This is a genomic window from Halomonas sp. HNIBRBA4712 (genome assembly GCF_043558675.1).
Classification (GTDB): domain Bacteria; phylum Pseudomonadota; class Gammaproteobacteria; order Pseudomonadales; family Halomonadaceae; genus Vreelandella.
The window spans coordinates 753986-777847 of record NZ_JBIFXR010000001.1; the positions used below are offsets into that span (position 1 = coordinate 753986).

Genomic DNA, 23862 nt, shown 5'->3' on the forward strand with positions numbered 1-23862 from the left:
ACAAAAATACCTTCATAAGGGTGCAACATGAAAAATAAAAAGTTGGTTATTGGACTCGCTACGCTAGCAACTCTGACAAGTGGTTTCAGCCACGCCGGCTCGACCACGATCTCGACAAAATACGAACAGACCTTTAGAGAAAACCAGGACTATAAGGTCAAATTCGGCCTGGGGCACACCTTCGATAACGCCATGGCGTTTTCTTTCGAGCACCAGCGCCGCTGGCGCGATGAAATCAGCGGCAGGCCCGAACTTGCAGAAAACCTGTTTGGGTTAGGCTACTCCTACGCGCTGGACGACGATAACCGCTGGTCGCTTCAGCCCAAGATCGAGTACAAGTTCAACCCGGGGTCCGAAACCATGCGGCCGATGCTGCGGTTGAACTACCGGGTGAACGATGACTGGCGCGTGGGCGCGCGCTATCGCTATGAATACCAGACCTTCCGGGAGGGCGGCGGTGCACGTTCACGGGTGAACCGCTTCGACGGTTACGTGAGTTACGCCGTGACCGACCAGATCGGTCTGGCCTGGAACACGAGCTATGCCTACGTGCTGGGCGAGGGAAGCATGTATACGGGTAACGAAGATCGTTGGGAGCATGAACTGGGCCTTGGCTATCGTATCGATAGCGCCAATGCGCTCGCCTTGACCTACAAGCGTAAGGACAAGACCCGCGATGAAGCCACCTATAACGGCGGGCACCATAACGATGCCGTTCAGGTGACTTATAGCTACCGATTCTAGGGTAATCGACTGAGAAAAGGCGGTTGGGGTAGAGACTCCCGGCCGCCATCCCGTATGTTCGGTCGATTTGGAGTTCGATCATGAATGTTCGTGTAGCTTTCAAGACCTGTTGCGTGCTCGCTCTGGCAGCCAGCCACAGCGCCTTCGCCGAGAGCACCCGGCTTCAGGCCGTCCAGGCCTTCGCCGATACCGTCCTTGACCAGGCCGGTGATCACTATCATGACAACAACCCCTCGCCCTTGCTCGCCTCCGGCGTCAATCCCGATACCGGCGAGCAGATGGAGTGGATCTTCCCCGACGGGCGCACGGCGGTGCTGTCGAACTTTTCCGCGCAGCAGAACTTCATGCGCGTACTGGTCGGCTTGAGCAACTTGACCGGCGACCCGCGCTATCGGGAGCGCGCCGAACAGAACGTGCGCTACTACTTCGATCATTTCCAGGACGACAGCGGCCTTCTGTACTGGGGTGGTCACCGCTTCGTCGATCTGAAGACCCTCGAGCCGGAAGGGCCGAGCGAGAAGGAACTGGTTCACGAGCTCAAGAACGCCTACCCCTACTATGAGCTCATGTTCGAAGTCGACCCGGACGCCACGATGAATTTCATCCGTGCCTTCTGGAATGCCCACGTCTACGATTGGGAAGTGCTCGAAACCAGCCGGCATGGCGAGTACGGCCTGGAGAGGGGGGCGCTGTGGGACAGCGACTTTTCCCAGCAGCCGCCTTTCTTCGAAACCAAAGGACTCAGCTTTCTAAATACGGGCAATGACTTGATCTACTCGGCGGGCCTGCTCTACCACTACAACGACGAACCCGGCGCGCTCACCTGGGCCAAGCGGCTTGCCGAGCAGTATGTGCTGCCGCGTGATGCGCAAACCGGGCTTGGCGTGTATCAGTTCACCCAGCCGCTCAAGCGCGACGAGACCGATGACGATGGCGACACGCACTCGAAGTATGGCGATCGAGCCCAGCGCCAGTTCGGCCCGGAGTTCGGTGATGCGGCGCTGGAGGGCAACATGCTGTTGAGTGGCCGTACAGGAACGATCTACTCCGAGAATGCGCTAATGCAACTGGCTCTGGCACAGTCGCTGGGCGATGACGGCGCCGAGATCCAGCAGTGGACGATCGACGGGCTGAAGGCGTTTGCCCAGTACGGCTACGATGAGGAGACGAATACGTTTCGCCCCATGATCGCCGATGGGACGGATCTTTCGAACTACGCTCTGCCCCGGGATGGCTACTACGGCAAGCAGGGAAAGGTCCTCGAACCCTACGAGGCGGGCAGCAACTTTTTGCTCTCCTATGCGCGTGCCTACGCCCTGGCGCCGGACGCCGACCTCTGGCGCGTGGCACGAGGTATTGCTCAGGGGCGTGGGTTGGGTGATATCGGCGAAGTGGGAGGGCAGGATCCGGATGTCGATCTGGAAACGGGCAATGATGACGCCCGCACGATCTTCGCTCTGATCGATCTGTGGAAGGCAACGGAGCAGCCGGTCTATCTCGACCTGGCCGACAGGGTCGCCGACAACATTCTGGACGATCGGCGCGTCAACGACTTCTTCGTTCGCAGTCCGGACGTGCAGTACGCCGAGATCGACAGCATTGATCCCTACGCGCTGCTGGCGCTGGAAGCGGCCCACCAGGGCGAGTCCGATGCCGTCGCGCCCTTCTTGAACGGCGGCGGGTTCACGGAAGGGGCCTACCTAATGGCCAACGGCGAGCCGCGTTTCGTGACCAGTGACAACGAGCTGTTTTCGTTGAAACAGGGCGAGGAGCTTGAGCCGAACGGTCGTCGTTAGCGTCATTGCGATATTGATCGCCAATCTGGCAACGCCTATAGTTGTGTGATGTATTACAAAAATATGATACAGGACTAGTCTTTATGTACTTCTCTCGTGAAAAAACGCTGGCTTCCATTGCCAATGGTTTGCTTTCGTTTCCTGTCACTGATTTCGATGCTCAAGGGCGCTTCGCTCGCGAAAGTTATCAGTCGCGATTGAAGTGGTTCGCTAGCCATGAAATTTCCGCAGTATTCGTCGCCGGTGGCACGGGGGAGTTCTTCAGCCTTTCCCTCGATGATTTTCGTGATGTTGTGACTACAGCGGTCGAGACCATCGGCGGTGAGCTTCCGATCATAGCGAGCGCTGGTCAAAGCGTCGAGCAGGCCAAGGCACACGCCAAAATCGCCGAAGAGGCTGGCGCTGATGGCATTTTGCTGATGCCTCCTTACCTGACCGAGTGCCCCCAGGAGGGACTGGTCGATTACGCGCGCGAAGTGTGCGACAGCACCTCGATCAATGTCATCTACTACAACCGCGGCAACGGCGTTCTGGACGCGGCCTCCGTAAAAGCACTGGCGGATGCCTGCCCCAATCTGATTGGCCTGAAAGATGGAAAAGGCGATATTCAGGCACTCAACAAGATCGTCAAAACAGTGGGGAACCGCCTGGCCTATATTGGCGGCGTGCCTACGGCCGAGATCTTCGCCGAGGCCTATCTCTCCATCGGCGTGAATACTTATTCATCGGCGGTCTTCAATTTCGTGCCCGACATGGCGTCCACCTTCTACAAGGCGCTGCGCGCCGGCAACCATGAAACGGTCAAGAAGATCACCCAGGACTTCTTCATTCCCTTTGTGGATCTGCGTGATCGCAAGAAAGGTTACGCCGTGAGCCTGATCAAACAGGGCGCGCAGATCATTGGCAAGCCGGCCGGCACCGTGCGTGCGCCGTTGGTCATGCCAACACAATCGGAGAGCGAGCAGCTGGCCAGGCTGATCGACGTCGCCAGTCAGTACTGAGCGACGCCCAAATGACGCTTATCATCGAACAGGAGCCGTAATGTCGATTCCAGAAAACAGTCGTCCCTTGACCGGACCATCACCGCGCTTGAAAGCGCCGCCCGGTGCAACGGACTGCCATGCTCATATCTTTCTTCCAGGGTTTGAATCCCAGCCCGACGGGCCGCCGATCGCCGAACTTGCTACTGTCGATAACTATCGAGAGCTGCAGAAGTGGCTGGGGCTATCGCGAGTCGTGATCACGCAGCCCAATGCTTACCAGGCGCACAATGGTGCGCTGGTCGAGGCGCTTGATCAGTTCGGTACCGATGTCGCGCGTGCCATTGCCGTCATTACGCCAGACACGCCGCGCCAGGAGCTCGAGCGTCTGCACGAGAAAGGCGTTCGCGGTGCGCGCATCATGCAACTGCCCGGTGGCGCAGTCGGGATCGATCAAATGCTGGCCGTCGAGAAGAACATCCAGGAGATGGGCTGGCATCTCATGGTGCAGTTCAACGGCCGTGACCTGCCGACTTACTACGACGAGCTGCAAAAGATCGAAGGTCGTTACATCATCGATCACATCGGCAAGTTCATTGACCCGGTGGCGGCGGATGACGCCCGTGTCGACGATATTCTAAGGCTCATCGATAAGGGCAACGCCTGGTTCAAGATTTGCGGGGCCTACGAAACCAGTTTGACCGGTGCGCCGGAATTTTCTGACGTGGCGCCCATTGCCAAACGCGTGATCCAACATGCCCCGGATCGCATTCTATGGGGTTCGAACTGGCCTCATGTAGGCGTTCAGCGCGCCCAGTATCCAAGTGATGCCCAGCAGCTGGATATTCTGCTTCAGTGGGCCGACGAGCAGACTCGCCAGAAGATTCTGGTCGATAACCCGGCCTTTCTTTACGATTTTGTATAACCAGGCGTTCAGTAACGCCTATCAAGAGTGACAAGGAGATAAACATGCTCAATAGACTACTGGTGACCGGCGCTGCGGGCGGTGTTGGCAAGGCGATTCGTCCTTACCTCAACAGGCTGGCCAAACATGTACGCCTGTCGGATATTGCCGATATCGAAAGCCCCGCCGAGCACGAAGAAATCATTCAGTGCGACTTGGCTGACTACGAAGGCGTAAAGGCGCTGGTCGAGGGCTGCGATGGCGTGATCCATCTGGGCGGCGTATCGCTTGAAAAGCCGTGGCAGGGCATTTTGCAGGCCAATATCGTTGGTACTTACAATCTGTACGAGGCGGCGCGTCATCTGGGCAAGCCGCGCATCGTATTCGCAAGCTCCAACCACACCATCGGTTTTTACGAGCGTACCCGGAAGATCGATACTCAAGTCGTGCATCGTCCGGACTCCATCTACGGGCTTTCGAAATGCTTCGGCGAGGATCTTGCCAGCCTCTACTTCGACAAGTTTGGCATCGAGACGCTGAGCGTGCGTATTGGCTCCTGTTTCCCAGAGCCCAAGGATACGCGCATGCTGGCGACCTGGCTGCACGTGGAAGATCTAATGAGCCTGTTCGAGCGTGCGTTTCTGGCGCCCAAGCTGGGCAATACCGTGGTCTACGGTGTCTCCGACAACGCGGAGCAGTGGTGGGATAACCAGCAAGTATCGTTTCTGGGTTGGAAGCCCAAGTACAGCTCCGAGCCGTGGCGTGAAGAGGTCGAGGCGAGAGGGGGTGTTCCCGCAGCGGACGAACCGGAGGTGGTCTACCAGGGTGGCAAGTTTGCTTCCTCGGGCCACCCGGACGACTGATCGTCATAGGTCTTATTAAAAAGTTCGGCAAATACTTTATAGTACCAGGCTTGGGAGGGCGTTGAAGACCCTGAATCGTCGATCTGAATGAGAGTGGGTGTCGCATGAAACGTTTAGGGATACAGCCTTTGGTGCACGGAGGGAGCTTGTCGCGACAGGTATCCCAGCAGTTGGAAGGTATCATTGCCCGTCAGGAAATTCCGGTCGGGGAAAAGCTGCCTCCCGAAGGCTCGCTGTGCGACATGTTCAGCGTCAGTCGCACCGTTATTCGTGAGGCCATCACCCATCTCAAGTCTCAGGGTCTGGTCGAAACCCGGCGCGGGATCGGTACCCGAGTCCTGCGCTCGACCCCTGAAAACCGCACGCCTGAAAAAAAGATCCGGCTGCGCACTATCGACGACATCCTGAATATCCTCGAGCTACGTCTGACGATCGAGCCGGAAGCGGCCGCTCTGGCGGCCAGCCGATACGATCAGCAGGATCGAGTACGCCTGACCGAACTGCATGAAGCATTTCTTCAGGCCTGCCGCAAGACGACTCAGGCACGGGATGAAGATCTCGCGTTTCATGCCGCTATTGCTCGAGCCACCCATAATCCGGCTTTCGTGACTATCTACGAACAGTGGGATGTTGACACCATTCCTCGGGCCAAGCTGGGCTCGGTGCAGGCGGACGTACAAACGAGCCACCAGTATTTGAAGAAAGTGGCGCAGGAACATGCCGACATCCTTGAAGCGATTTTGGCGCGCAAGTCAAAAGCGGCCAATACCGCCATGAATCGCCACTTGAAACGGGCTTACAAGACGTACTACTCCTACAAGTAGGTGTATTTGAAGTTGGCCCTCTGTGCGAGTCGAAAGAAGCAAGGTTGATGTTGATCTTGAAAGAGAGAGTAACCGAGCAGGTCGATGACCTGCTTTTTTTAACGCCTATAACCGACAAGAACGTGGGAAAACACGCATGAGTGAAACAGTTCTCCTCTCCCTGGAAGAGGCGCGGTCCTTGAGTTTGACCGTTCTTCAGCACAATGGCTTTAGTCCGGCGCATGCCGAGGCTATTACTCGCAGCGTAGTGGCCGCCCAGCGTGACGAATGCCACTCTCACGGCTTGTATCGGTTGATCGGGTGCGTGGAAACGGCGCGCAACGGCGGTATGGATACCCAAGCGCTACCGTTGCTGCACGACCAGGCGCCGGGCGTGGTGAGAATCGATGCCCAGCGCGGCTGCTCACTGCTTGCCTTCGAGACAGGGTTGCCAATGCTGATCGACAAGGCCCGGCGTCAGGGTCTGGCGGCCATGGCGATCAATCGCTGCTTTCACTTCTCGGCACTATGGCCGGAAGTGGAGGCGATCTCGAGCCAAGGGCTGATCGGTATTGCCATGACGCCGACCCATCCCTTCGTGGCACCAGCCGGCGGCACACGACCACTTCTGGGCACCAATCCGCTAGCCTTCTCCTGGCCGCGCCCGGGCGGCACACCTTATACCTTTGATTTTGCGACCAGCGAAGTGGCCCGAGGCGAGATCGAGCTGCACCGCCGGGCCGGTGAGTCCATTCCTTCTCACTGGGCGATGGATGCCCAAGGAGAGCCCACGACCGACCCCACCGCGGCGCTGTCGGGTGCCATGCGCACCTTCGGTGGGCATAAGGGCTCGGCGCTCTCCACCATGATCGAGTTGCTGGCCGGGCCCTTGATCGGCGACGTACTGGGACACGAGACCGCGCCCGCCAATATCGAGGGAACCGGCAAGCCGTTACACGGTGAACTCGTCATTGCACTGTGTCCGCAAGCTTTTCTGGGCAGTGATGCCGATTATCACTTACGCCATGCGGACACCCTGTTCGACAACATCCTGGAGCAAGGGGCGCGCTTGCCCTCGCAGCGGCGTTTTGAGGCTCGCGAGCGTACGCGACGATACGGTATGAGCCTTCCCAAAGCGCTCGTTGACGAACTGAACACGCTGACGAATTGAATCACCATGGAGTAAGAAGGGCATTCTCTTTATTAGCAAAGCGCCATTTGTGGCGCTCTGAAAGCTCCTTTAAGCTGCAACGTGCTTTTTCCGTTTAATGTGCGTTAATCGTATCTAAAGGAGTAGAGGATGATTGAGCCAAAGGGGTTGAAAGGACGTTTTGTACCCTCGGCGCTGGGAGTGGCCGTAGCGGCGGTATTTCTGGGCGCATCCAGCGCGGCATACGCAGAGGTCCGCGTAATCGAGGAGCGCGTGGCCGACAACGTCGAAAGCGAAGAGACGAACTTCAGCATCACGCAGATCGTCAGCGGTCTCGAGCATCCCTGGGCGGTGGCCTGGCTCCCGGACGGGCGCATGCTCATTACCGAACGCCCCGGGCGGCTTCAGCTGATCGACGGCGATAGTGTGACCCAGCTCGACAACTTGCCGAAAACCGATGTGGAAGAGGACGATAAATCGGCCGTCGAAGGGGGCAGTCAGGGCGGGCTTCTGGATGTCGTGGTGCATCCGGATCATGCCGACAACGGCTGGATTTACTTTACCTACTCAAGCCCGGGCGACCCGCGTGCGTTCAGTACCTATGAACCGGATTACGGTACCGGTACGGCGGTGGCCCGGGCGCGCCTCGACGCCGACGGCACGACGCTCACCGACCTCGAAACCCTCTACACTCAGGTTCCCCGAACCCATCCCGGCGCTCACTACGGCTCGCGCATCGTCTTCCCGGGCGATGGTTCACTGGTCTTTCCCATCGGCGATCGCAACGTTCAGAACCTGCCCCAGGATTTGACCACTCCCGGCGGCAAGATGATTCGCCTGCTCGAGGACGGCGGCGCTCACCCGGACAATCCGTTCATCGGCGTAGCGCCTGGCAACCTGCGTCCGGAAATCTACTCTTATGGCCATCGCAACAATCAGGGGCTCGCGATGCACCCGGAAACGGGTGAGCTATGGGCGGTGGATCATGGCCCGAACGGCGGTGACCGTCTTTATCGTGTCGAGGAAGGCGCCAACTACGGCTGGCCGATGATTGCCCACGGCACCGAGTACACCACCGACGAGCACATTGGTCTTGGCCGCGAGGCCCCCGGCGTGATTCCGGCGAATCATATCTGGGAAGAGTCCATGGCGCCTTCCGGGCTTGCGTTCTACTCCGGGGACGTGGCCGGCTGGCAGAACAACCTGTTCGCCGGTTCACTCAAGCGCGAACAGCTGCATCGCCTGGTAGTGAATGAGCAGGGCGAGATCACCCACGAAGAGACGCTGCTGGCGGACACGCTCGGGCGTATTCGCGACGTGCGCCAGGGCCCGGACGGCTTTCTCTACGTGTTGACCGACGAGGAAGATGGCGGGCTTTATCGACTGGAGCCGCAAACCGACAGCGGCGAGTAGCCCTTCAACGTGATGCGATCGGGCACCCTCGGGTGCCCGATGCTATTGGGCGGCCCGAATGAAGTGCCGGACTGCTAGGGAGCGTTTTGATTCGTTGGACGCACCAACAGCCCGCAAGAGGGCTCGGCCCAGCGGGTGTCCCGGGTGAACACGATATCGCAGACCACGGGCGCGTAGTGGCGGCGAATCTCGTCGTCCACTCGGGCCCGCAGCCGATCCTGTTCGGCCAAACCGAGCGCGGCGTCGTCTTTTTTCACCACGTGAACCAGTACGTAAAGAAGCCGCCCCGGGCGCACGATACGAACGCGCACCGCCTGCGTTGCCACCCCTTCGAGCCCGCGAGCCACGGCCTGGCGCACCGGCTCTGCGACCGCCACCGGCGGCGTCTTGTTGGTCAGTTCACCGAGCGCCTGGCCTGCGATGCGCACCGGCACGCCCAAGCACAGTAGCACCACCGCGATGACCAGGACCGAATCGACGTAGGGCACCAGTTGCGTCGAGCCCAGCGTCTCGAGCACGAGCATCAGGCCAAACGCCGCCAGCACCCCGGCGGAGATGGCGCTGTTGACCACCCAGTTGAGCTTGTCTGCCGCCACCAGCGGGCTTGCGATGTGGCGCTGGCTCACGTGCATCACCCAGGCGGTGATCGAGCAGGCAAGAGTAGCGAAGCCCGCGTAAAGTACCGCCAGGCCCGCCGCGATCTCGCGCCCGCCGGTCAGAAGCGCCGCCACTGCGTCCACCAGTGCGAAGATGGAGACCCCCAGAATCAGAAGCCCCTTGCACAGGTTCACCAGCGACTCGAAGTAGCTGTAGCCGAACGGGTAGGCCTCGCTGTCGGGCTGGCTCGCCAGCCGGCTCACCTTGAGCGTGACCAGCGCCACCCCGAAGTAGATCAGGTTGAATAGGCCATCGAGCAGGATCGCCTGGGAGTTCGAGGCGAGCGTGGCCGTGATGCCCACCACACCGATCAACAGGGCCATGAAAGCGGAAAATCTCAGGGTACCGGCTTCGGTCTTCACTACGCGCGCTCCAAAGGCTGGTTCAAGAGCGAGTAAGCATAGCAACTTTGGCGCCGCGCGGGCGCTTTGGAAAGCCCCGGGCAGGTGTACTAGCCTTTAGAGCGTGTCTATTTCATCCGCACGCGTCATTCGTACGCGGAGTCGTTGGGCCAATCAACCAGGAGGGTAACGATGCCGATGTTGAATGCAGGAACCGAACAGGGAACGCCGGTCGAGATCTATTACGAGGTGCACGGCGCCGGCAAGCCCGTGGTGCTGATCCACGGCTGGCCGCTGAGCGGCCGCTCCTGGGAGCCACAGGTGCCGGCACTGGTCGAGGCGGGCTATAAGGTCATCACCTATGACCGTCGCGGCTTTGGCAAGTCCACCCAAACCGACGGCGGCTACGATTACGACACCCTGGCTTCGGATCTCAAGAAGCTGCTCGACGCGCTGGACGTGCACGACGCCACCCTGGTCGGCTTCTCCATGGGCGGCGGCGAAGTCGCGCGCTACATCGCAAGCTACGGCACCGAGCGGGTCAGCAAGGCGGTACTCGCCGCCGCCGTGCCGCCGTATCTTTACAAGAGTGACGACAACCCGGACGGCGGGCTGGATGACGCCACCATCAACCAATTCCTCGATGGCGTGCGCGGCGACCGCCTGGCGTTTCTCGAGGACTTCACGAAGAACTTCTTTGCCGCCGGTGACAAGAGCGACCTGATCAGCGAGCCCAACCGTCAGTACCACCGCGACATCGCGGCGTTCGCCTCACCCAAGGCGACCTTCGACTGTATCAAGGCGTTCAGCTATACCGACTTTCGCGACGACTTGCCGAAGATGAAGCTGCCGACGCTGGTGATCCACGGCGACGCCGACGGCATCGTGCCCCTCGAGGTCAGCGGCAAGCGCGCCAGCGAAACGCTGCCCCACTCGAAGTTGGAAGTGATCGAAGGCGGCCCGCACGGCTTGAACGTTACTCACGCGAAAGCGTTCAACGAGGCGTTGATCGCGTTTCTCGATAGCGATGAGTAACCTGAAAACGCCATCCACCTGACCAGTAAAAGCGCCGCCTTTGGAATCAGAGGCGGCGCTTTCGTGTTGGCGACAAGCAAAGGGTTTACGCCTTGATCGACACCTGCTCGCCATCAAAACGCACCGGCCAGCGGCGAAGTTTGACGCTTTCATCCTCCAGACACTGACCGTCGCTCAGGCGAAAGTGCTGCTTGTAGAGCGGCGAGGCGATGACCGGGGCGCCGTTGATGTCGCCGACGATGCCGCGGCCGATCACGTGGGCCTTCGAGAAGGGGTCGAAGTGATCCAGCGCGTAGAGTTCCGGGGTGTGCCCGGGCAGGTAGAACAGCGCGACCTGGGCGGCCGAGGTATCAAGCCAGGCCACCACGCCGGAAAACGCGACCAGGTCGGCGCGTTGGCAAAGCGGCTGCCAAGTGGGCGCCGGCGGGGTGTTCAAGGCGACAGCGGTTGCACTCATGAAAGGGCTCCTATCCTGAAGTTGATCGGTGACGTCAGGCCGGGCGCAGCTGGCCGCGCTCGGTGGTCATGATGATGGAGGGGTCCGGGCGCTCGTCGTTGACGAAGCTTCGGAAACGCTTGAGCTTCTCCGGGTCGCTCAGGGCGTTGGCCCACTCGCACTCGTAGCGCTCGATCAGCGTCTGCATCTGACGCTCCAGCTCGTCACCGAGGCCCAGGCTATCCTCGAGAATCACCTCCTTGAGGTAGTCGAGCCCGCCGTCGAGGTTTTCGCGCCAGGTGGCCGTGCGCTGTAGCCGGTCGGCGGTGCGCACGTAGAACATCAAAAAGCGGTCGATGGTGCGGTAGAGCGCCTCGTCATCGAGGTCGGTGGCGAAGAGCTCGGCGTGGCGCGGGCGCATGCCGCCGTTACCGCACACGTAGAGGTTCCAGCCGTTTTCGGTGGCGATGATGCCAATGTCCTTGCTCTGCGCCTCGGCGCACTCCCGGGTACAGCCGGAGACGCCGAACTTGATCTTGTGCGGCGCACGCAGCCCCTTGTAGCGGTGCTCAAGCGCAATCGCCATGCCGACGCTGTCCTGCACCCCATAGCGACACCAGGTGCTGCCCACACACGACTTCACCGTGCGCAGCGACTTGCCGTAGGCGTGGCCGGTCTCGAAGCCCGCCGCGATCAGCTCGCCCCAGATCGCGGGCAAGTCTTCCAGCCGCGCGCCGAAAAGGTCGATGCGCTGGCCGCCGGTGATCTTGGTGTACAGGTCGAACTTCTGCGCCACCTGACCGAGCACCACGAGCTTCTCCGGGGTGATCTCGCCGCCGGCGATGCGCGGCACCACCGAGTAGGTGCCGTTTTTCTGCATGTTGGCCATGAAGGTGTCGTTGGTGTCCTGCAGCGGCACGTGGGCGGCGTCCATGATCGGCTCGTTGAAACAGGAGGCGAGAATCGACGAGACGGTAGGTTTGCAGATATCGCAGCCCAGGCCGTGGCCCGGTTTGCCGTGCTTCTCCATCAGCTCGCTAAAGGTCTTGATGCCCTCGACGCGCACGATGTCGTAAAGCGCCTGACGGGTGTAGGCGAAGTGCTCGCAAAGCGACGTGTCGACCTCCACGCCCCGGGCTTCGAGCTCGAAATCGACCACGCTTTTCAAAAGCGTTGCGCAGCCGCCGCAGCCGGTGCTGGCTTTGGTCGCGCCCTTGACTCCGGCCAGATCCTGCGCGCCGGCGTCCAGGGCGCTGCAGATACCCGCCTTGGTCACGTTATGGCAGGAGCAGATCATGGCGGTCGCCGGCAGTGCGCCGGGGCCAAGCGCCGGCGCACTGCTGCTTTGCTGAGGCAGGATGAGAGAGGCGGGCTCCCTGGGCAGCTCGATCCCGTTGGCGTAGTACTGCAAGAGCGTGTCGTAAACGCCGTTGTCGCCGACCAGCATGGCGCCCAGCAGCTTCTTACCGTCGCTCGACACTACCAGCTTGCGGTAGAGCTGGGTGAGCGGATCGAGATAGCGAAACATGCGCGCCCCGGGGGTGCGCTCGCCGTGGGCATCGCCGATGGCGCCGACGTCGACGCCGAGAAGCTTCAGCTTGGTGCTCATGTCGGCGCCGCCGAAGCGCGCGTCGCCGCCGGTCAGGGTCGAAGCCGCCACCTTGGCCATCTGGTAACCCGGCGCGACGAGTCCGAAAATGCTCTGGTTCCACAGCGCCACCTCGCCCACGGCGAAAATGGCCGGGTCGCTGGTGCGGCAGTGGTCGTCGATCACTACGCCGCCGCGCTCGCCGATCTCGAGGCCACAGTCGCGCGCCAGCGCATCCTGGGGCCGAATACCGGCGGAGAACACGATCAGATCGGTTTCGAGCACCTTGTCGTCCTGAAACACCATGCGCAGCCGGCTCTGCTCGCCTTCCTCGATGCGCTGGGTGGCGCGTTCGGTGAGCACCTGTACGCCGAGAGATTCGATCTTCTCTTTCAAGAGCTCGCCGCCTTCCCGGTCGACCTGCATCGGCATCAGGCGCGGTGCGAACTCCACCACGGCAGTGTCGAGATTCAGGCCGCGCAGGGCGTTGGCAGCCTCGAGCCCCAAAAGACCGCCGCCGACCACCACGCCGTTGGTGGCGCTTTGGGCGGCATCGCGAATCGCGTCCAGATCATCCAGCGTGCGGTAGACCAGACATCCCGGGCGGTCGCGCCCTTCGATCGGCGGAACGAAAGGGAAGGAGCCGGTGGCGAGCACCAGGTGATCGAAGGCGTAGCGACCGCTGTCGGTCATCACGGCTTTTGCCGCGCGGTCGATTTCGTTTACCTTCTCGCCGCTTCTGAGCGTGACGCCGTTCTGGGCGTAGTAGTTGGCGTCGCACAGCGCCAGCGACTCGGCGTCGCGGCCGGTGAAGTACTCGGAGAGATGCACCCGGTCGTAGGCGCGGTGGCGCTCCTCGCCGAATACGGTCACCTCAAAGCGCGAAAGCGCCCCGGCTTCGATGAGCTGCTCGACCAGGTGGTGGCCGACCATGCCGTTGCCGATGATGATCAGAGTCTCTTTTGTCGCCATGGTTAAGCCGCCTCTTGGGTAGGGGTGTGAAGAAGTGTCTCGACGTCCGCCTGGCCGAACAGCAGCGCCGGGCGGGCCGCGCTCAGATCCGCGCCTTGCTGCGCCTTTGCGAAATACCAGGGGCCCTGGGCGGTGTCGCCGTAGAGCACCGCGCCTTCGATGCGCCCGTCCTTTAAAAGAAGCCTGCGGTACTCGCCGCTTTCCGGGTCGCTGTAGCAGAGCACTTCGTGATCAATAGCGGCCTCGACAGGACCGAAGGCGTAGAGATCAATACCGCTGATCTTGAGTTTGGTCGCGCTCGGCGCCTCGACGTAGCCCGCACCTGACTCACCGCAGAGCACGCGCGCGAGCACCTCGACCTGGCGCCAGATCGGCTCGACCAGCCCAAACGTGTGCTCCTCGAACTGGCAGCACTCGCCGAGGGCGTAAATGGCCGGGTGTGAGGTGCGAAGATGGTGATCCACACAGATGGCGCGATCACACGCGAGCCCGGCACGGCGGGCGAGGTCATCGTTGGGGGTGATGCCCGCCGCGACGATCACGCTTTGCGCCTCGAGCACGCGGCCATCCTCGAGCGCCACACCGGCCACCTTGCCCTGGCCGTCATCGATGATTCGGTCCAAGCGAGCCCCGGTGTGAATGGCGAGCCCGCGCGTCTCGAGCGTCGTTTTCAAAAGCGCCCCGGCGTGAGCGTCGAGCTGGCGGTTCATCAGCCGCTCGCTGCGCTGAAGCACGCTGACCGCAAGCGCGCCGCCGCTTCGCTTGCGAAGCCCCTCCGCCGCTTCGAGCCCTAAAAGGCCGCCGCCAATGACCACGGCCTGGCCGCCGCGCCGGGCGATCTCGCCAAGCGTTTCGGCATCCTGCAGATCGCGAAAACCGTTCACACCCTCAAGCGCGATGCCCGGCACCTCCGGCCAGGCGGGCGTCGAGCCGGTGGCCAGCACCAGCGCATCGAAGCCCAACTGCGCGCGCTCGGTGACCACGCGCTGTTTGTCGGGGTCGATCGATAGCACCCGCTCGCCCAGGCGCAGCGTGATGCCGTGCTCGGCGTACCAGTGTGCTTCGCGAAGCGTCAACGCTGCGCGGTCGGTTTCGCCTGCCAGCAGCGGCGAAAGCAGAATACGGTTGTAGGCCGGCACCGGCTCCTGGCCTATCACGGTGATGCGCGCAGGCCGCGCGGGGGATTTGACCAGCGCCTCGACCAGGCGGTGGCAGGCCATGCCGTTACCCACGATGACCAAGTGGCGAGTACTTTCCTGAGTACTTGCTCGCGTGCTTTCCCGGGTACTCTTTTGAGAAAAAGGGCGCATGGGGCCTCCCTGTTCGTCGGCGCGGCACCCGAGCTGGATGCCAGAAACCAAAAACGCCCCCAACGCCGCGCGTTCGCGCGGTATCGGAGGCGTCGTTGCCTGAATAGTGAGGCGCGCGGTGCCTTCGTTGGCGGCGCGCCGTGTTATCCCTGTCGCAAGAAGCTCGCCACGGCTGCCAACAAACACTATTACTCTTTTTATTTCATTGGCTTGGAGTGACGATTAAAAAAGCGGGTGGTGGGCCCAGGATCCGTTTTCGAACGATTCTGGTGCAGCCTTGGATGGCGTGCACCTTCATCAAGCCGCAAGCCGGGGCGTCGGCTTGGTAAAGGCCGCCAGATAGAAAGCTATTTTTTTGAAAAAGTCGTTGTTTTGGAAGATTTAAATATCGACAGGCGGTATTCGGGCCCGGGTGTTGCAAAAGCGTGAAGTAACAACCCTATAACCACTCATGAGCGCTTTTTGCTGACGACAACGACAAAAGAATTCGGCGACCAATAATCTCAAGCGCCGCAAAAAACGATGAGAATGGCACCGGCTCGGTGTCCCTGAGACAACGGCGTCCAGGCAGGCCTTTTACGAGGCTTCCTGGGCGCTTTTTGCGTTCTGGCCGAAACACGCTCTGGAGACCACCCATGCACGACGCGTCATGCCCCGCCTGTTCGACGAAGACCACCTGCCCGTACTGCGGCGTCGGCTGCGGCGTCACCGCTACCGTGCGCGATGGGCGCGTGGAGGCGGTGGCGGGCGATACCGCGCACCCGGCCAACTTCGGGCGGCTGTGCGTCAAGGGCAGCGCGCTGGCCGACACCCTGGGCGAGCAGGGGAGGCTTCTGACGCCGCGCCTGGATGGAAAGCCTACCAGCTGGGAGGCGGCACTGACGGCGCTGACCGAGCGGCTGACTGCGCTTCAATCAGCCCACGGGCGGGAAACGGTGGCGGCGTATCTCTCGGGGCAGCTTTTGACCGAGGACTATTACGTGGCCAACAAGCTGTTCAAGGGCTTTCTCGGCACGCCGCATCTGGATACCAACTCGCGGCTGTGCATGGCCTCGGCGGTGGCGGGCTACAAGCGCGCCTTCGGCGCCGACGCGGTGCCGTGCAACTACGAGGATCTCGAGGAGGCGGAGCTGGTCGTGCTGACGGGCTCGAACCTGGCCTGGAATCATCCGGTGCTCTATCAGCGCCTGAAGCTCGCCAAGGAGCGCAACCCCTTGATGCGCGTGGTAGTGATCGACCCGCGCGTCACCGACACCTGCGAGATCGCCGATCTCTATCTGGGTATCCAGCCGGGAAGCGACGCGACGCTGTTCAACGGCTTGCTCGCCTTCATGGCCGAGCGCGGTCACGTGGACAGGCGCTATCTGAAGCGCCATACCGAGGGTTTCGATGAGGCGTTGGAAGCAGCAAGAGCGAGCGCGCCGAGCGCGGCGGCGGTGGCCGCGGCCTGCGATATCGACGCCGAGCGCCTTGAAACCTTCTACTACTGGTTCGCCCGCCACCTGCACGTGGTCACGCTTTACTCCCAGGGGGTGAATCAGTCCACCAGCGGCACCGACAAGTGCAACGCTATCATCAACTGCCACCTGGCCGGCGGCAAGCTCGGCCTGCCGGGCGCCGGGCCGTTCTCGATCACCGGCCAGCCCAACGCCATGGGCGGGCGCGAGGTAGGCGGGCTCGCCAACCAGCTCGCCGCCCACATGGATTACCACACTCCCGGGGCGATCGACCGCGTGACCCGCTTCTGGGCGACCGCATCGCTCACGCCCCGCCTTCCCGAGGCCCCGGGCTACAAGGCGCTCGAGCTATTCGAGGCCATCGAGCGCGGCGAGATCACGGTGCTTTGGGTGATGGCGACCAACCCGGCGGTGAGCCTGCCGGACGCCGCCCGCGTGCGCCGGGCGCTTGCAAAGTGCCCGCTGGTGATCGTCTCCGAATGCGTGACGAACACCGATATGCTGGCCCATGCCGACATCGTGCTGCCGGCGAGCGGCTGGTCGGAAAAGGACGGCACCGTGACCAACTCCGAGCGGCGTATCTCGCGCCAGCGCGGCTTATTGCCCCCTCCCGGTCAGGCGCGCCACGACTGGCAGATCCTGTGCGAGGTAGCCAGGCGGCTCGGCTTTGGCGAAGCGTTCGACTACTCCCACCCCTGGGAGATCTTCGACGAGCACGCGAGACTCTCCGGGTTCGAGAATAGCGGCGAAGGAAAACGGCTGTTCGATATTTCCGCACTCGCTGGGCAGGGCCAGGCAGCGTTCGATGCGCTCGAGCCCGTTCAATGGCCAGTGACCCAACGTGCGCCACGCGGCACCGCCCGGCTGTTCGAGGAGGGCATCTTCGCTACTCCGAACGGCCGCGCCCGGCTGGTGGCAGTAACACCCCGTGAACCGGAGCAGGCGCTGAGTACGCGCTATCCGCTGCGGCTCAACACCGGGCGCATTCGCGATCAGTGGCACACCATGACCCGCACCGCCCGCGCGCCGCGGCTGATGAACCACCGCGCCGAGCCGTTCGTCGAACTCCACCCGGCGGATGCCGAGCGCGCGGGCCTCGTCGATCAGGGCCTGGCCCGGCTCAGCGCGCCCGGCGGCGAATACCGGGCGCGGGTACGAATTTCCAACGCCCAGCGCCGGGGCGAGGCGTTCATTCCCATGCACTGGAACGACCAGTTCACCGGCGCCGGGCGCAGCGGGGCGCTCCTTTCCGGGTACACCGACCCGGTGTCCGGGCAGCCGGAGACCAAGCACGGCGCGGTGAACGTCACCGCGCTGGACCCTGCCTGGCAGGCGACGCTGATGATACGCGACGGCGCCGAGCCGCAAGGCGCTGCCTGGCAGGCGCTCGACTACTGGGCACGCATTCCCATGGCGGGCTGCACGCGTTGGCAGCTGGCGAGCACCCGGCCGGTCGACGACTGGCCCGCCGAAATCGAGGCGTGGCTGGGGGCGAGCGTGACGCTCTTCAGCGACGCCGCCGTGGCGGGCAGGTTTCGCGCCGCGGGTGTGTATAATGGCCGCTTGAGCTGGTGGCTGATGGTCGGCCCGCCTGATGAGCTTCCCGGCACCGGCTGGCTTCAGGCGCGCTTCAATGAAGAGACGTTGAGCCCAGGCCAGCGCCGGCGCGTGCTGGCCGGCTGCGATAGCGGCGCCCGGGACACCGGCCCGGTGGTGTGCAGCTGCCACCAGGTGGGGCGGCAAACGATCATCGAGGCGATCCATGCAGGCGACCAAAGCGTCGAAGCACTGGGCGCGCGGCTTGCCTGCGGCACGCAGTGCGGCAGCTGCCTGCCGGAGATTAAATCACTACTGGAAGAGGAGCGGGGCCGTGCGCGTTCTCAACAAGCACCTGCGACACAAATGGCCTGAGGCGCTTTTGCGCATGGGCCGCCACCTTTGGTCCTCGGTCACGCCCGCCAGGCAGCAGCAGTGCCTGCCGATGAGCGGCGAGTGCGAGAAGGGCACGGTGTATCTGGTCGGTGCCGGCAGCGGCGATGTCGAGCTTCTCACCTTGAAGGCCGCCAGGCTTTTGATGCAGGCGGACGCGGTGGTCTATGACCGGCTGGTAGAGGATGACGTGCTGGCGCTGATTCACCCCGGCGCCGAGCGCTACTACGTGGGCAAGAGCCGCGGCCACCACAGCGTGCCCCAGGCGGAGATCGGCGCGCGCATGGTCGCGCTTGCCCGGGCGGGGAAGTCGGTGGTGCGCCTGAAAGGGGGCGACCCTGGCGTGTTCGGCCGCATGGGCGAGGAGCTTGCTTCACTGGCCGAGGCGAACATCAAGGCGCACATCGTGCCCGGCATTACCGCGGCTTCTGCGGCGGCGGCGAGCATGGGCATTCCGCTCACCGATCGCGGCCACGCCCAGCAGCTTCGCTTCATCACCGCCCAGCTCTGCCGCGAAGGCGGCGCGCCGGACTGGGCGGCGCTTGCCCGCAAGGACGAAACCCTGGTGTTCTACATGGGGTTATCAAAGGTCGAAGCGATCTGCCAGAGCCTGCGCCAGGCGGGGCTGCCGGACGAGTGGCCGATCATGCTGGTCGCCAACGCCAGCCAGGCCCAGCAGCAATCGCTTCTCGGCACGCTCTCAACCATGCCGGGTAAGCTTGCGGCGCACCCGCTGCCGTCGCCGTGTCTGATCGTGGTGGGCAGCGTGGTCAGCCTGGTGGAGCAGAGCCCCGCAGCGCACTCAGCGGGCATCGTCGAAACGGTCGACCCGGCGTAGCGTCGGGAAGAGTTTTACCCAGGCGCCGACCACGGCGAGCGTGCCCACGCCGCCGATCAGCGCGGCGGGCACCACCCCGAAGGCCGAGGCCATGCTGCCGGCGCGAAATTCCCCGAGCTCGTTGCTCGAGCCGATGAACAGCATGTTGACCGCGTTCACCCGCCCGCGCATGGCGTCCGGCGTGGCGAGCTGGATCAGGGTGGTGCGCACGTAGACGCTGACCATGTCCGCCGCCCCCGCCACCAGCATGGCGAGCATCGAAAGCCAGAACAGATGCGATAGCGCAAACACCAGGTTCGCCACGCCAAATATTGCCACCGCAGCGAACATTACGTGCCCCGCCCGGCGAGTGATGCCTTTCACGCCGAGATAGAGCCCCATCAACAGCGCCCCTACGGCGATCGCGCTGCGCAGCGCCCCAAGCCCCTCGGAGCCGACCTGCAGCACCTCCTGAGCATAAATCGGCAACAGCGCCACCACGCCGCCCAGCAGCACCGCGAACAGATCCAGCGAAATCGCGCCGAGAATGATCGGCTGGCGGCGGATATAGACGATCCCCGCCGAGAAGCGTTGCCAGGCGGTGCCCTCGAGCACTTTGGCCTTTTCGGCGTAGCGCACCGGCACCAGCGGCAAGAGAACCAATGCGAAGAGAAAGCAGCCCAGGCACACTGCATAGGCGAGCGATCCGCCGCCGAGGCCGTAGAGAATCCCGCCGAGCAAAGGCCCGCCGATCACCGCGACCTTCATGATCGAGCTATTCAGCGCGATGGCGTTGGCGAGCTGCGCGCGCGGCACGATATTGGGCAGAAGGCTTTGCAGGGTCGGGCCGGTGAATGCCCGGGCGCAGCCAAACAGCGCCAGCACCAGGTAGATCGGCGTCACGTTCTGCGGACTATGCAGGGCGAGACTCAAGAGCAGCGCGCTGCAGAGCCCCTGAACCGCCCAGCTCAGCATCAGAATGCGCTTGCGTGAAAAGCGGTCGACCACATCGCCCGCCGGCAGCAGCAGAATCACCATGGGAATAAACTGAGCCAGCCCCACGTAGGCCAGCGACATCGCATCGCGGGTGATGTCGTAGACCTGCCAGGCCACCACGATCGCCTGGATCTGCATGGCGAACACCGCGCCGAGCCGCGCGAGCAGAAAACTCAAGAAGCCGGATTGGCGATAGATGGGCAGAGGCGGGGCGGTGGAGGAATCGCTGGAGGACATGGCTACCTTATTCGCAGGCAATTAGCAGGCAAAGAAAAGAGTGTAGCGCATCGCCGCAGGCGGTTGAACTTGCGCTTGCGCCGCCCCATATCCTTTCAAGTGACAAAGATCCGCACACGTACGTGCTTCAAGCAAAAGGACGAGACCATGACCGAACGCACACTGCCCAACCCCGGCTTTGGCACCTATCGCCTCGAAGGCGACACGCTCAAGCAGAGCATCAACGCCGCGCTCGACGCCGGCTACCGCCATATCGATACCGCGCAGTTCTACGGCAACGAAGAGACCGTGGGCGAAGTACTGCGCGACAGCAGCGTCCCGCGGGGCGACATCTTCCTGACCACCAAGGTGTGGTTCGATCGTCTAGAGCCGAGCGATCTCAAGCAGAGCGTCGACGAGTCGCTCTCGAAGCTCAAGACCGAGTACGTGGATCTGCTGCTGATCCACTGGCCGTCACCGAACGACGACGTGCCGATGCGCGACTATCTGAGCGCGCTGAAAGAGGTGAAGGCCGAAGGCAAGGCGCGCCATATCGGGGTTTCCAACTTCACCATCGCCCAGCTCGATCAGGCGGTCGAGATTCTCGGCAAGGGCGAGATCCTCACCAACCAGATCGAAGTGCACCCGTTTTTGCAAAACCGCAAGCTGGTCGAGCACTGCCAGAACCTCGGTATTCAGGTGACCGGTTTCATGCCGCTGGCCGTGGGTAAGGTAATGGAAGACCCGGTGCTCAAGCAGATCGCCGGCGTGCACGGTGTAACCCCGGCGGAAATCACCATGGCCTGGCTCAAGGCGCGCGATATCGTCACCATTCCCTCGTCGACCAAGCAGCGCAATATCGAGAGCAACTTCAAGGCGTTCGACATCGAGCTTACCGAGGCGGAAATGGCCGACATCGCCACCCTCGACCGCGGCGAGCGCATCGCCAACCCGGACATGGCGCCGAAGTGGGATGAGTAATACCAAGGCTAAAAGCGACTAACGCACTGGTTGTGCATGGAAAGCCACCGGGTTCCGTGAGTCGAGCCAGTGGCTTTTCAAAAGCAAACATTGGAAGCATCTATCGCCACAGCGCTGCATTTCGGCGAAGAATATCGCAAAACCCAGTAACCGGCTCACCGTAATAAGTGTCTTTACGCGTGAGTAGTCCAAAGGGGGGGAGAGTTCGCCCCAGGGTCAACGGCAACTTTTTGATCAGCCCCGCCGCCAGGTAATCCGCTAAAACGGATTCTGCCATCATTAACAGTGCATCGCTTTTTTGAACAAGCTGCAAGGCTGCAAAGATGGATCCGCATTCGATAATGTCTTTGGGCGAGACCAGTCCTTCGATCTCGAGCTCTTTTTCCATTACTTGTCGCGCGGGCGTCGAGATCGGCTGCAAGATCCAGGGCCATATTTCAAGCAGCTCCTTCAAGGGTGGTGGTGAACCATGGGTTAATGGATGCTCTCTGCGTACCACCGTGACCATGTTTTCATTACCCAGCGGCTCGAAATCGAACTGATTGTGTTGGATCGAGGTGGCATAGCGTGCAATGGCGATATCCACTTTTCCCTGCTCTAGCAATTCAATCAGCTGGTCGCTGGTTTCCCCCATCAAACGTATCTGTAATAGAGGTCGCAGCCGCTTCATCTCGATGATGGACTGCGCTACCAGATCAGGTGCGGCGCCCATGATGGCGCCTACTGTGAGTTGACCTCTTCCTCCCAACTGGTAGCGATGCATTTCTTCTGCGCATCGATCAAGCCGCGCCAAGGCGTTGTCGGCAAACTCGATCAGCATATCCCCCAGCCCGGTTGGCTGCATACCGCGTGGGGTACGTTCAAATAGCTGGCAACCGAATACGCGCTCGATTTCGCTCAACATTCGCGTCGCTGCGGGTTGAGACATGTACATGGAAGCCGCTGTCTGATGAAGATTTCGACGTTTTCCCAGGGTCGAAAGCATCAATAGATGCTTGTAGCGCAATCTTGTAGTCAGCGAATGAAGACTTTCCATGGTTTCCCCAAGTGGCTTTATACCTAAATAGTATGGCGATCAAGGCTCTCCAATATCTGAGACATTAGTCTAATCCTGAAGAACGTCCATTTTCTCGAGTTTGAGCCCAAGCGCCATGGTTACGGCTCTCAGCTTTGTTGATAAGTAAAAGGTATCACACAAGGCTTGATAAGCATTGGTCGAGAAGTTCTCTTTTTATATACAACGTTATTCAGCAGACCGTGACGTTGAGAAACAAAAGGAACATCCATGAGCGATATCACTATCAAGCAGGTGCGTGCCTATACCGTTCGCGGCGGCGGTGCGGATTATCATGATCAAGCGGATGGACACTGGATCGATTCGCAAATCGCCACACCGATGAGCAAGTATCCGGAATACCGCATGACGCGCAGTAGTTTCGGCCTCAATGTTTTGGGAACGCTGGTAGTTGAAGTCGAGGCCAACGATGGCACGGTCGGATTCGCCGTGACGACGGGCGGCGAAATCGGTGCCTGGATCGTCGAAAAGCACCTGGCGCGCTTTATTGAGGGCAAGCAGGTAGGCGAGATAGAGAAGATCTGGGATCAGATGTTCAATGCCACGCTCTATTACGGTCGCAAAGGCGTGGTGATCAATACGATCTCTTGCGTGGACCTGGCCCTGTGGGATCTGTTGGGCAAGGTCCGCCAGTTGCCGGTACATCAACTGCTGGGTGGCCCGGTGCGCGACGAGCTGGTCTTTTACGCGACTGGGGCCCGTCCGGATCTGGCCAAGGATATGGGCTTTATCGGCGGTAAGATGCCGCTGGTGCATGGCCCTGCAGAAGGTGAAGAAGGTCTCAAGAAAAACCTCGAGCATCTGGCCAGCATGCGTAGCGCCGTGGGCGATGACTTCTGGTTGATGTATGACTGCTGGATGAGCCTGGATATCAACTATGCCACGCGATTGGCGCAGGGGGCCAAGGAGTATGGGCTCAAGTGGATCGAGGAGGCCCTGCCGCCCGATGACTATTGGGGCTACGCGCAGCTCAAGCGCGATGTTCCGAAAGGCATGTTGGTTAATACCGGTGAGCACGAAGCGACCCGGTGGGGGTTTCGCATGCTGCTTGAAATGGAGTGCTGCGACATCATTCAACCCGATGTGGGCTGGTGCGGTGGGATTACCGAGTTGATCAAGATTTCAGCGCTTGCCGATGCGCATAACAAGCTCGTCGTGCCCCATGGCTCTTCCGTCTACAGCTACCATTTCGTGATCACACGTCATAACAGTCCGTTCGCTGAGTTCTTGATGATGGCGCCCAAGGCTGACGAGGTCGTTCCCATGTTTAATCCGCTGTTGCTGGATGAACCTGTACCCGAGAACGGACGTATGCCCGCCTCCAAGCTGGACAAACCAGGGTTTGGGGTGCGTTTGAACCCCGACTGCGAGCTGGCGCGCCCCTATACCCACTGAGCAG

19 protein-coding genes are annotated in these 23862 nt (G+C 61.5%); 13 read left to right on the top strand and 6 right to left on the bottom strand.

The genetic code is table 11. The features are described 5' to 3' along the window. Positions 1 to 27 precede the first annotated feature (27 nt). From ACGK9R_RS03530 to ACGK9R_RS03565, 8 genes are all read left to right on the top strand, one after another. Positions 28 to 744 carry an oligogalacturonate-specific porin KdgM family protein gene (locus ACGK9R_RS03530; protein WP_394578191.1) on the top strand — a complete coding sequence of 239 codons (717 nt, stop codon included), beginning with the start codon at positions 28 to 30 and terminating at the stop codon, positions 742 to 744. 80 nt (positions 745 to 824) lie between these two features. Beyond that, entirely contained in the window at positions 825 to 2540 is a 1716-nt protein-coding gene (locus ACGK9R_RS03535; RefSeq protein ID WP_394578193.1) for a pectate lyase, read from the top strand. Between the two features lie 83 nt (positions 2541 to 2623). Next, positions 2624 to 3541, top strand: coding sequence for a 5-dehydro-4-deoxyglucarate dehydratase (gene kdgD, locus ACGK9R_RS03540; RefSeq protein WP_394578195.1), 918 nt, complete (start codon positions 2624 to 2626; stop codon positions 3539 to 3541). 40 nt (positions 3542 to 3581) lie between these two features. Then, positions 3582 to 4445 (top strand): amidohydrolase family protein, encoded by an 864-nt coding sequence (locus ACGK9R_RS03545; RefSeq protein ID WP_394578197.1) that lies wholly within the window; start codon positions 3582 to 3584, stop codon positions 4443 to 4445. A gap of 44 nt (positions 4446 to 4489) precedes the next feature. Further along, positions 4490 to 5287 (top strand): NAD-dependent epimerase/dehydratase family protein, encoded by a 798-nt coding sequence (locus tag ACGK9R_RS03550; RefSeq protein ID WP_394578199.1) that lies wholly within the window; start codon positions 4490 to 4492, stop codon positions 5285 to 5287. A gap of 146 nt (positions 5288 to 5433) precedes the next feature. Continuing rightward, the gene (locus ACGK9R_RS03555) at positions 5434 to 6111 is read left to right on the top strand and encodes a FadR/GntR family transcriptional regulator (RefSeq protein ID WP_394578201.1); all 678 of its coding nucleotides are present in this window, start codon (positions 5434 to 5436) and stop codon (positions 6109 to 6111) included. 136 nt (positions 6112 to 6247) lie between these two features. Next, positions 6248 to 7261, top strand: coding sequence for an Ldh family oxidoreductase (locus tag ACGK9R_RS03560; RefSeq protein ID WP_394578203.1), 1014 nt, complete (start codon positions 6248 to 6250; stop codon positions 7259 to 7261). 129 nt (positions 7262 to 7390) lie between these two features. Beyond that, positions 7391 to 8653, top strand: coding sequence for a PQQ-dependent sugar dehydrogenase (locus ACGK9R_RS03565; RefSeq protein ID WP_394578205.1), 1263 nt, complete (start codon positions 7391 to 7393; stop codon positions 8651 to 8653). 74 nt (positions 8654 to 8727) lie between these two features. Here the strand turns inward: ACGK9R_RS03565 and ACGK9R_RS03570 are convergent, their stop codons facing one another. Continuing rightward, positions 8728 to 9672: a cation diffusion facilitator family transporter gene (locus ACGK9R_RS03570; RefSeq protein ID WP_394578207.1), complete on the bottom strand. Its 945-nt coding sequence runs from the start codon at positions 9670 to 9672 to the stop codon at positions 8728 to 8730. Positions 9673 to 9843: 171 nt separating this feature from the next. On the opposite strand from ACGK9R_RS03570, the gene ACGK9R_RS03575 reads away from it, so the two are divergent. Further along, positions 9844 to 10686, top strand: a complete 843-nt coding sequence (locus tag ACGK9R_RS03575) for an alpha/beta fold hydrolase (RefSeq protein WP_394578209.1) — start codon at positions 9844 to 9846, stop codon at positions 10684 to 10686. Between the two features lie 85 nt (positions 10687 to 10771). Here ACGK9R_RS03575 and nirD read toward each other — a convergent pair whose 3' ends face one another. The 3 genes from nirD to ACGK9R_RS03590 are packed head-to-tail and all read right to left on the bottom strand — an operon-like array spanning position 10772 to position 14992. Continuing rightward, on the bottom strand, positions 10772 to 11143 hold the full coding sequence (nirD, locus tag ACGK9R_RS03580) for a nitrite reductase small subunit NirD (RefSeq protein WP_394578211.1): 372 nt from the start codon (positions 11141 to 11143) through the stop codon (positions 10772 to 10774). A gap of 34 nt (positions 11144 to 11177) precedes the next feature. Then, positions 11178 to 13682: a nitrite reductase large subunit NirB gene (gene nirB / locus ACGK9R_RS03585; protein WP_394578213.1), complete on the bottom strand. Its 2505-nt coding sequence runs from the start codon at positions 13680 to 13682 to the stop codon at positions 11178 to 11180. Positions 13683 to 13684: 2 nt separating this feature from the next. Then, on the bottom strand, positions 13685 to 14992 hold the full coding sequence (locus ACGK9R_RS03590) for an NAD(P)/FAD-dependent oxidoreductase (RefSeq protein ID WP_394578215.1): 1308 nt from the start codon (positions 14990 to 14992) through the stop codon (positions 13685 to 13687). Positions 14993 to 15627: 635 nt separating this feature from the next. On the opposite strand from ACGK9R_RS03590, the gene ACGK9R_RS03595 reads away from it, so the two are divergent. Continuing rightward, entirely contained in the window at positions 15628 to 18360 is a 2733-nt protein-coding gene (locus ACGK9R_RS03595) for a molybdopterin-dependent oxidoreductase (RefSeq protein WP_394578217.1), read from the top strand. Continuing rightward, the gene (gene cobA / locus ACGK9R_RS03600) at positions 18320 to 19216 is read left to right on the top strand and encodes a uroporphyrinogen-III C-methyltransferase (protein WP_394578219.1); all 897 of its coding nucleotides are present in this window, start codon (positions 18320 to 18322) and stop codon (positions 19214 to 19216) included. The genes ACGK9R_RS03595 and cobA overlap by 41 nt, the downstream gene beginning before the upstream one ends. Here cobA and ACGK9R_RS03605 read toward each other — a convergent pair. Next, positions 19181 to 20428 (bottom strand): MFS transporter, encoded by a 1248-nt coding sequence (locus ACGK9R_RS03605; RefSeq protein WP_394578221.1) that lies wholly within the window; start codon positions 20426 to 20428, stop codon positions 19181 to 19183. The two genes, cobA and ACGK9R_RS03605, sit on opposite strands and share 36 nt — an antisense overlap. 147 nt (positions 20429 to 20575) lie before the next feature. Here ACGK9R_RS03605 and dkgB point away from each other — a divergent pair, with 147 nt between their 5' ends. After that, positions 20576 to 21388, top strand: coding sequence for a 2,5-didehydrogluconate reductase DkgB (gene dkgB, locus ACGK9R_RS03610; RefSeq protein ID WP_394578223.1), 813 nt, complete (start codon positions 20576 to 20578; stop codon positions 21386 to 21388). Positions 21389 to 21488: 100 nt separating this feature from the next. Here dkgB and ACGK9R_RS03615 read toward each other — a convergent pair whose 3' ends face one another. Next, on the bottom strand, positions 21489 to 22424 hold the full coding sequence (locus ACGK9R_RS03615; RefSeq protein WP_394578226.1) for a LysR family transcriptional regulator: 936 nt from the start codon (positions 22422 to 22424) through the stop codon (positions 21489 to 21491). Positions 22425 to 22673: 249 nt separating this feature from the next. Between ACGK9R_RS03615 and rhmD the strand changes: the two genes are divergently transcribed. Then, a complete protein-coding gene (rhmD, locus tag ACGK9R_RS03620; RefSeq protein ID WP_394578228.1) occupies positions 22674 to 23858 on the top strand; it encodes an L-rhamnonate dehydratase in 1185 nt (394 codons plus the stop codon). The last annotated feature ends 4 nt before the right edge of the window (positions 23859 to 23862 follow it).

Bases quoted from the DNA above. Each gene is read 5' to 3' on its own strand.
- ACGK9R_RS03575 (WP_394578209.1), top strand. From the start codon at position 9,844: ATGCCGATGTTGAATGCAGGAACCGAACAGGGAACGCCGGTCGAGATC.
- ACGK9R_RS03535 (WP_394578193.1), top strand. From the start codon at position 825: ATGAATGTTCGTGTAGCTTTCAAGACCTGTTGCGTGCTCGCTCTGGCA.
- ACGK9R_RS03605 (WP_394578221.1), bottom strand. From the start codon at position 20,428: ATGTCCTCCAGCGATTCCTCCACCGCCCCGCCTCTGCCCATCTATCGC.
- ACGK9R_RS03530 (WP_394578191.1), top strand. From the start codon at position 28: ATGAAAAATAAAAAGTTGGTTATTGGACTCGCTACGCTAGCAACTCTG.
- ACGK9R_RS03565 (WP_394578205.1), top strand. From the start codon at position 7,391: ATGATTGAGCCAAAGGGGTTGAAAGGACGTTTTGTACCCTCGGCGCTG.
- ACGK9R_RS03560 (WP_394578203.1), top strand. From the start codon at position 6,248: ATGAGTGAAACAGTTCTCCTCTCCCTGGAAGAGGCGCGGTCCTTGAGT.
- ACGK9R_RS03590 (WP_394578215.1), bottom strand. From the start codon at position 14,992: ATGCGCCCTTTTTCTCAAAAGAGTACCCGGGAAAGCACGCGAGCAAGT.
- nirD (WP_394578211.1), bottom strand. From the start codon at position 11,143: ATGAGTGCAACCGCTGTCGCCTTGAACACCCCGCCGGCGCCCACTTGG.
- dkgB (WP_394578223.1), top strand. From the start codon at position 20,576: ATGACCGAACGCACACTGCCCAACCCCGGCTTTGGCACCTATCGCCTC.
- ACGK9R_RS03595 (WP_394578217.1), top strand. From the start codon at position 15,628: ATGCACGACGCGTCATGCCCCGCCTGTTCGACGAAGACCACCTGCCCG.
- ACGK9R_RS03545 (WP_394578197.1), top strand. From the start codon at position 3,582: ATGTCGATTCCAGAAAACAGTCGTCCCTTGACCGGACCATCACCGCGC.
- kdgD (WP_394578195.1), top strand. From the start codon at position 2,624: ATGTACTTCTCTCGTGAAAAAACGCTGGCTTCCATTGCCAATGGTTTG.
- ACGK9R_RS03615 (WP_394578226.1), bottom strand. From the start codon at position 22,424: ATGGAAAGTCTTCATTCGCTGACTACAAGATTGCGCTACAAGCATCTA.
- ACGK9R_RS03550 (WP_394578199.1), top strand. From the start codon at position 4,490: ATGCTCAATAGACTACTGGTGACCGGCGCTGCGGGCGGTGTTGGCAAG.
- nirB (WP_394578213.1), bottom strand. From the start codon at position 13,682: ATGGCGACAAAAGAGACTCTGATCATCATCGGCAACGGCATGGTCGGC.
- rhmD (WP_394578228.1), top strand. From the start codon at position 22,674: ATGAGCGATATCACTATCAAGCAGGTGCGTGCCTATACCGTTCGCGGC.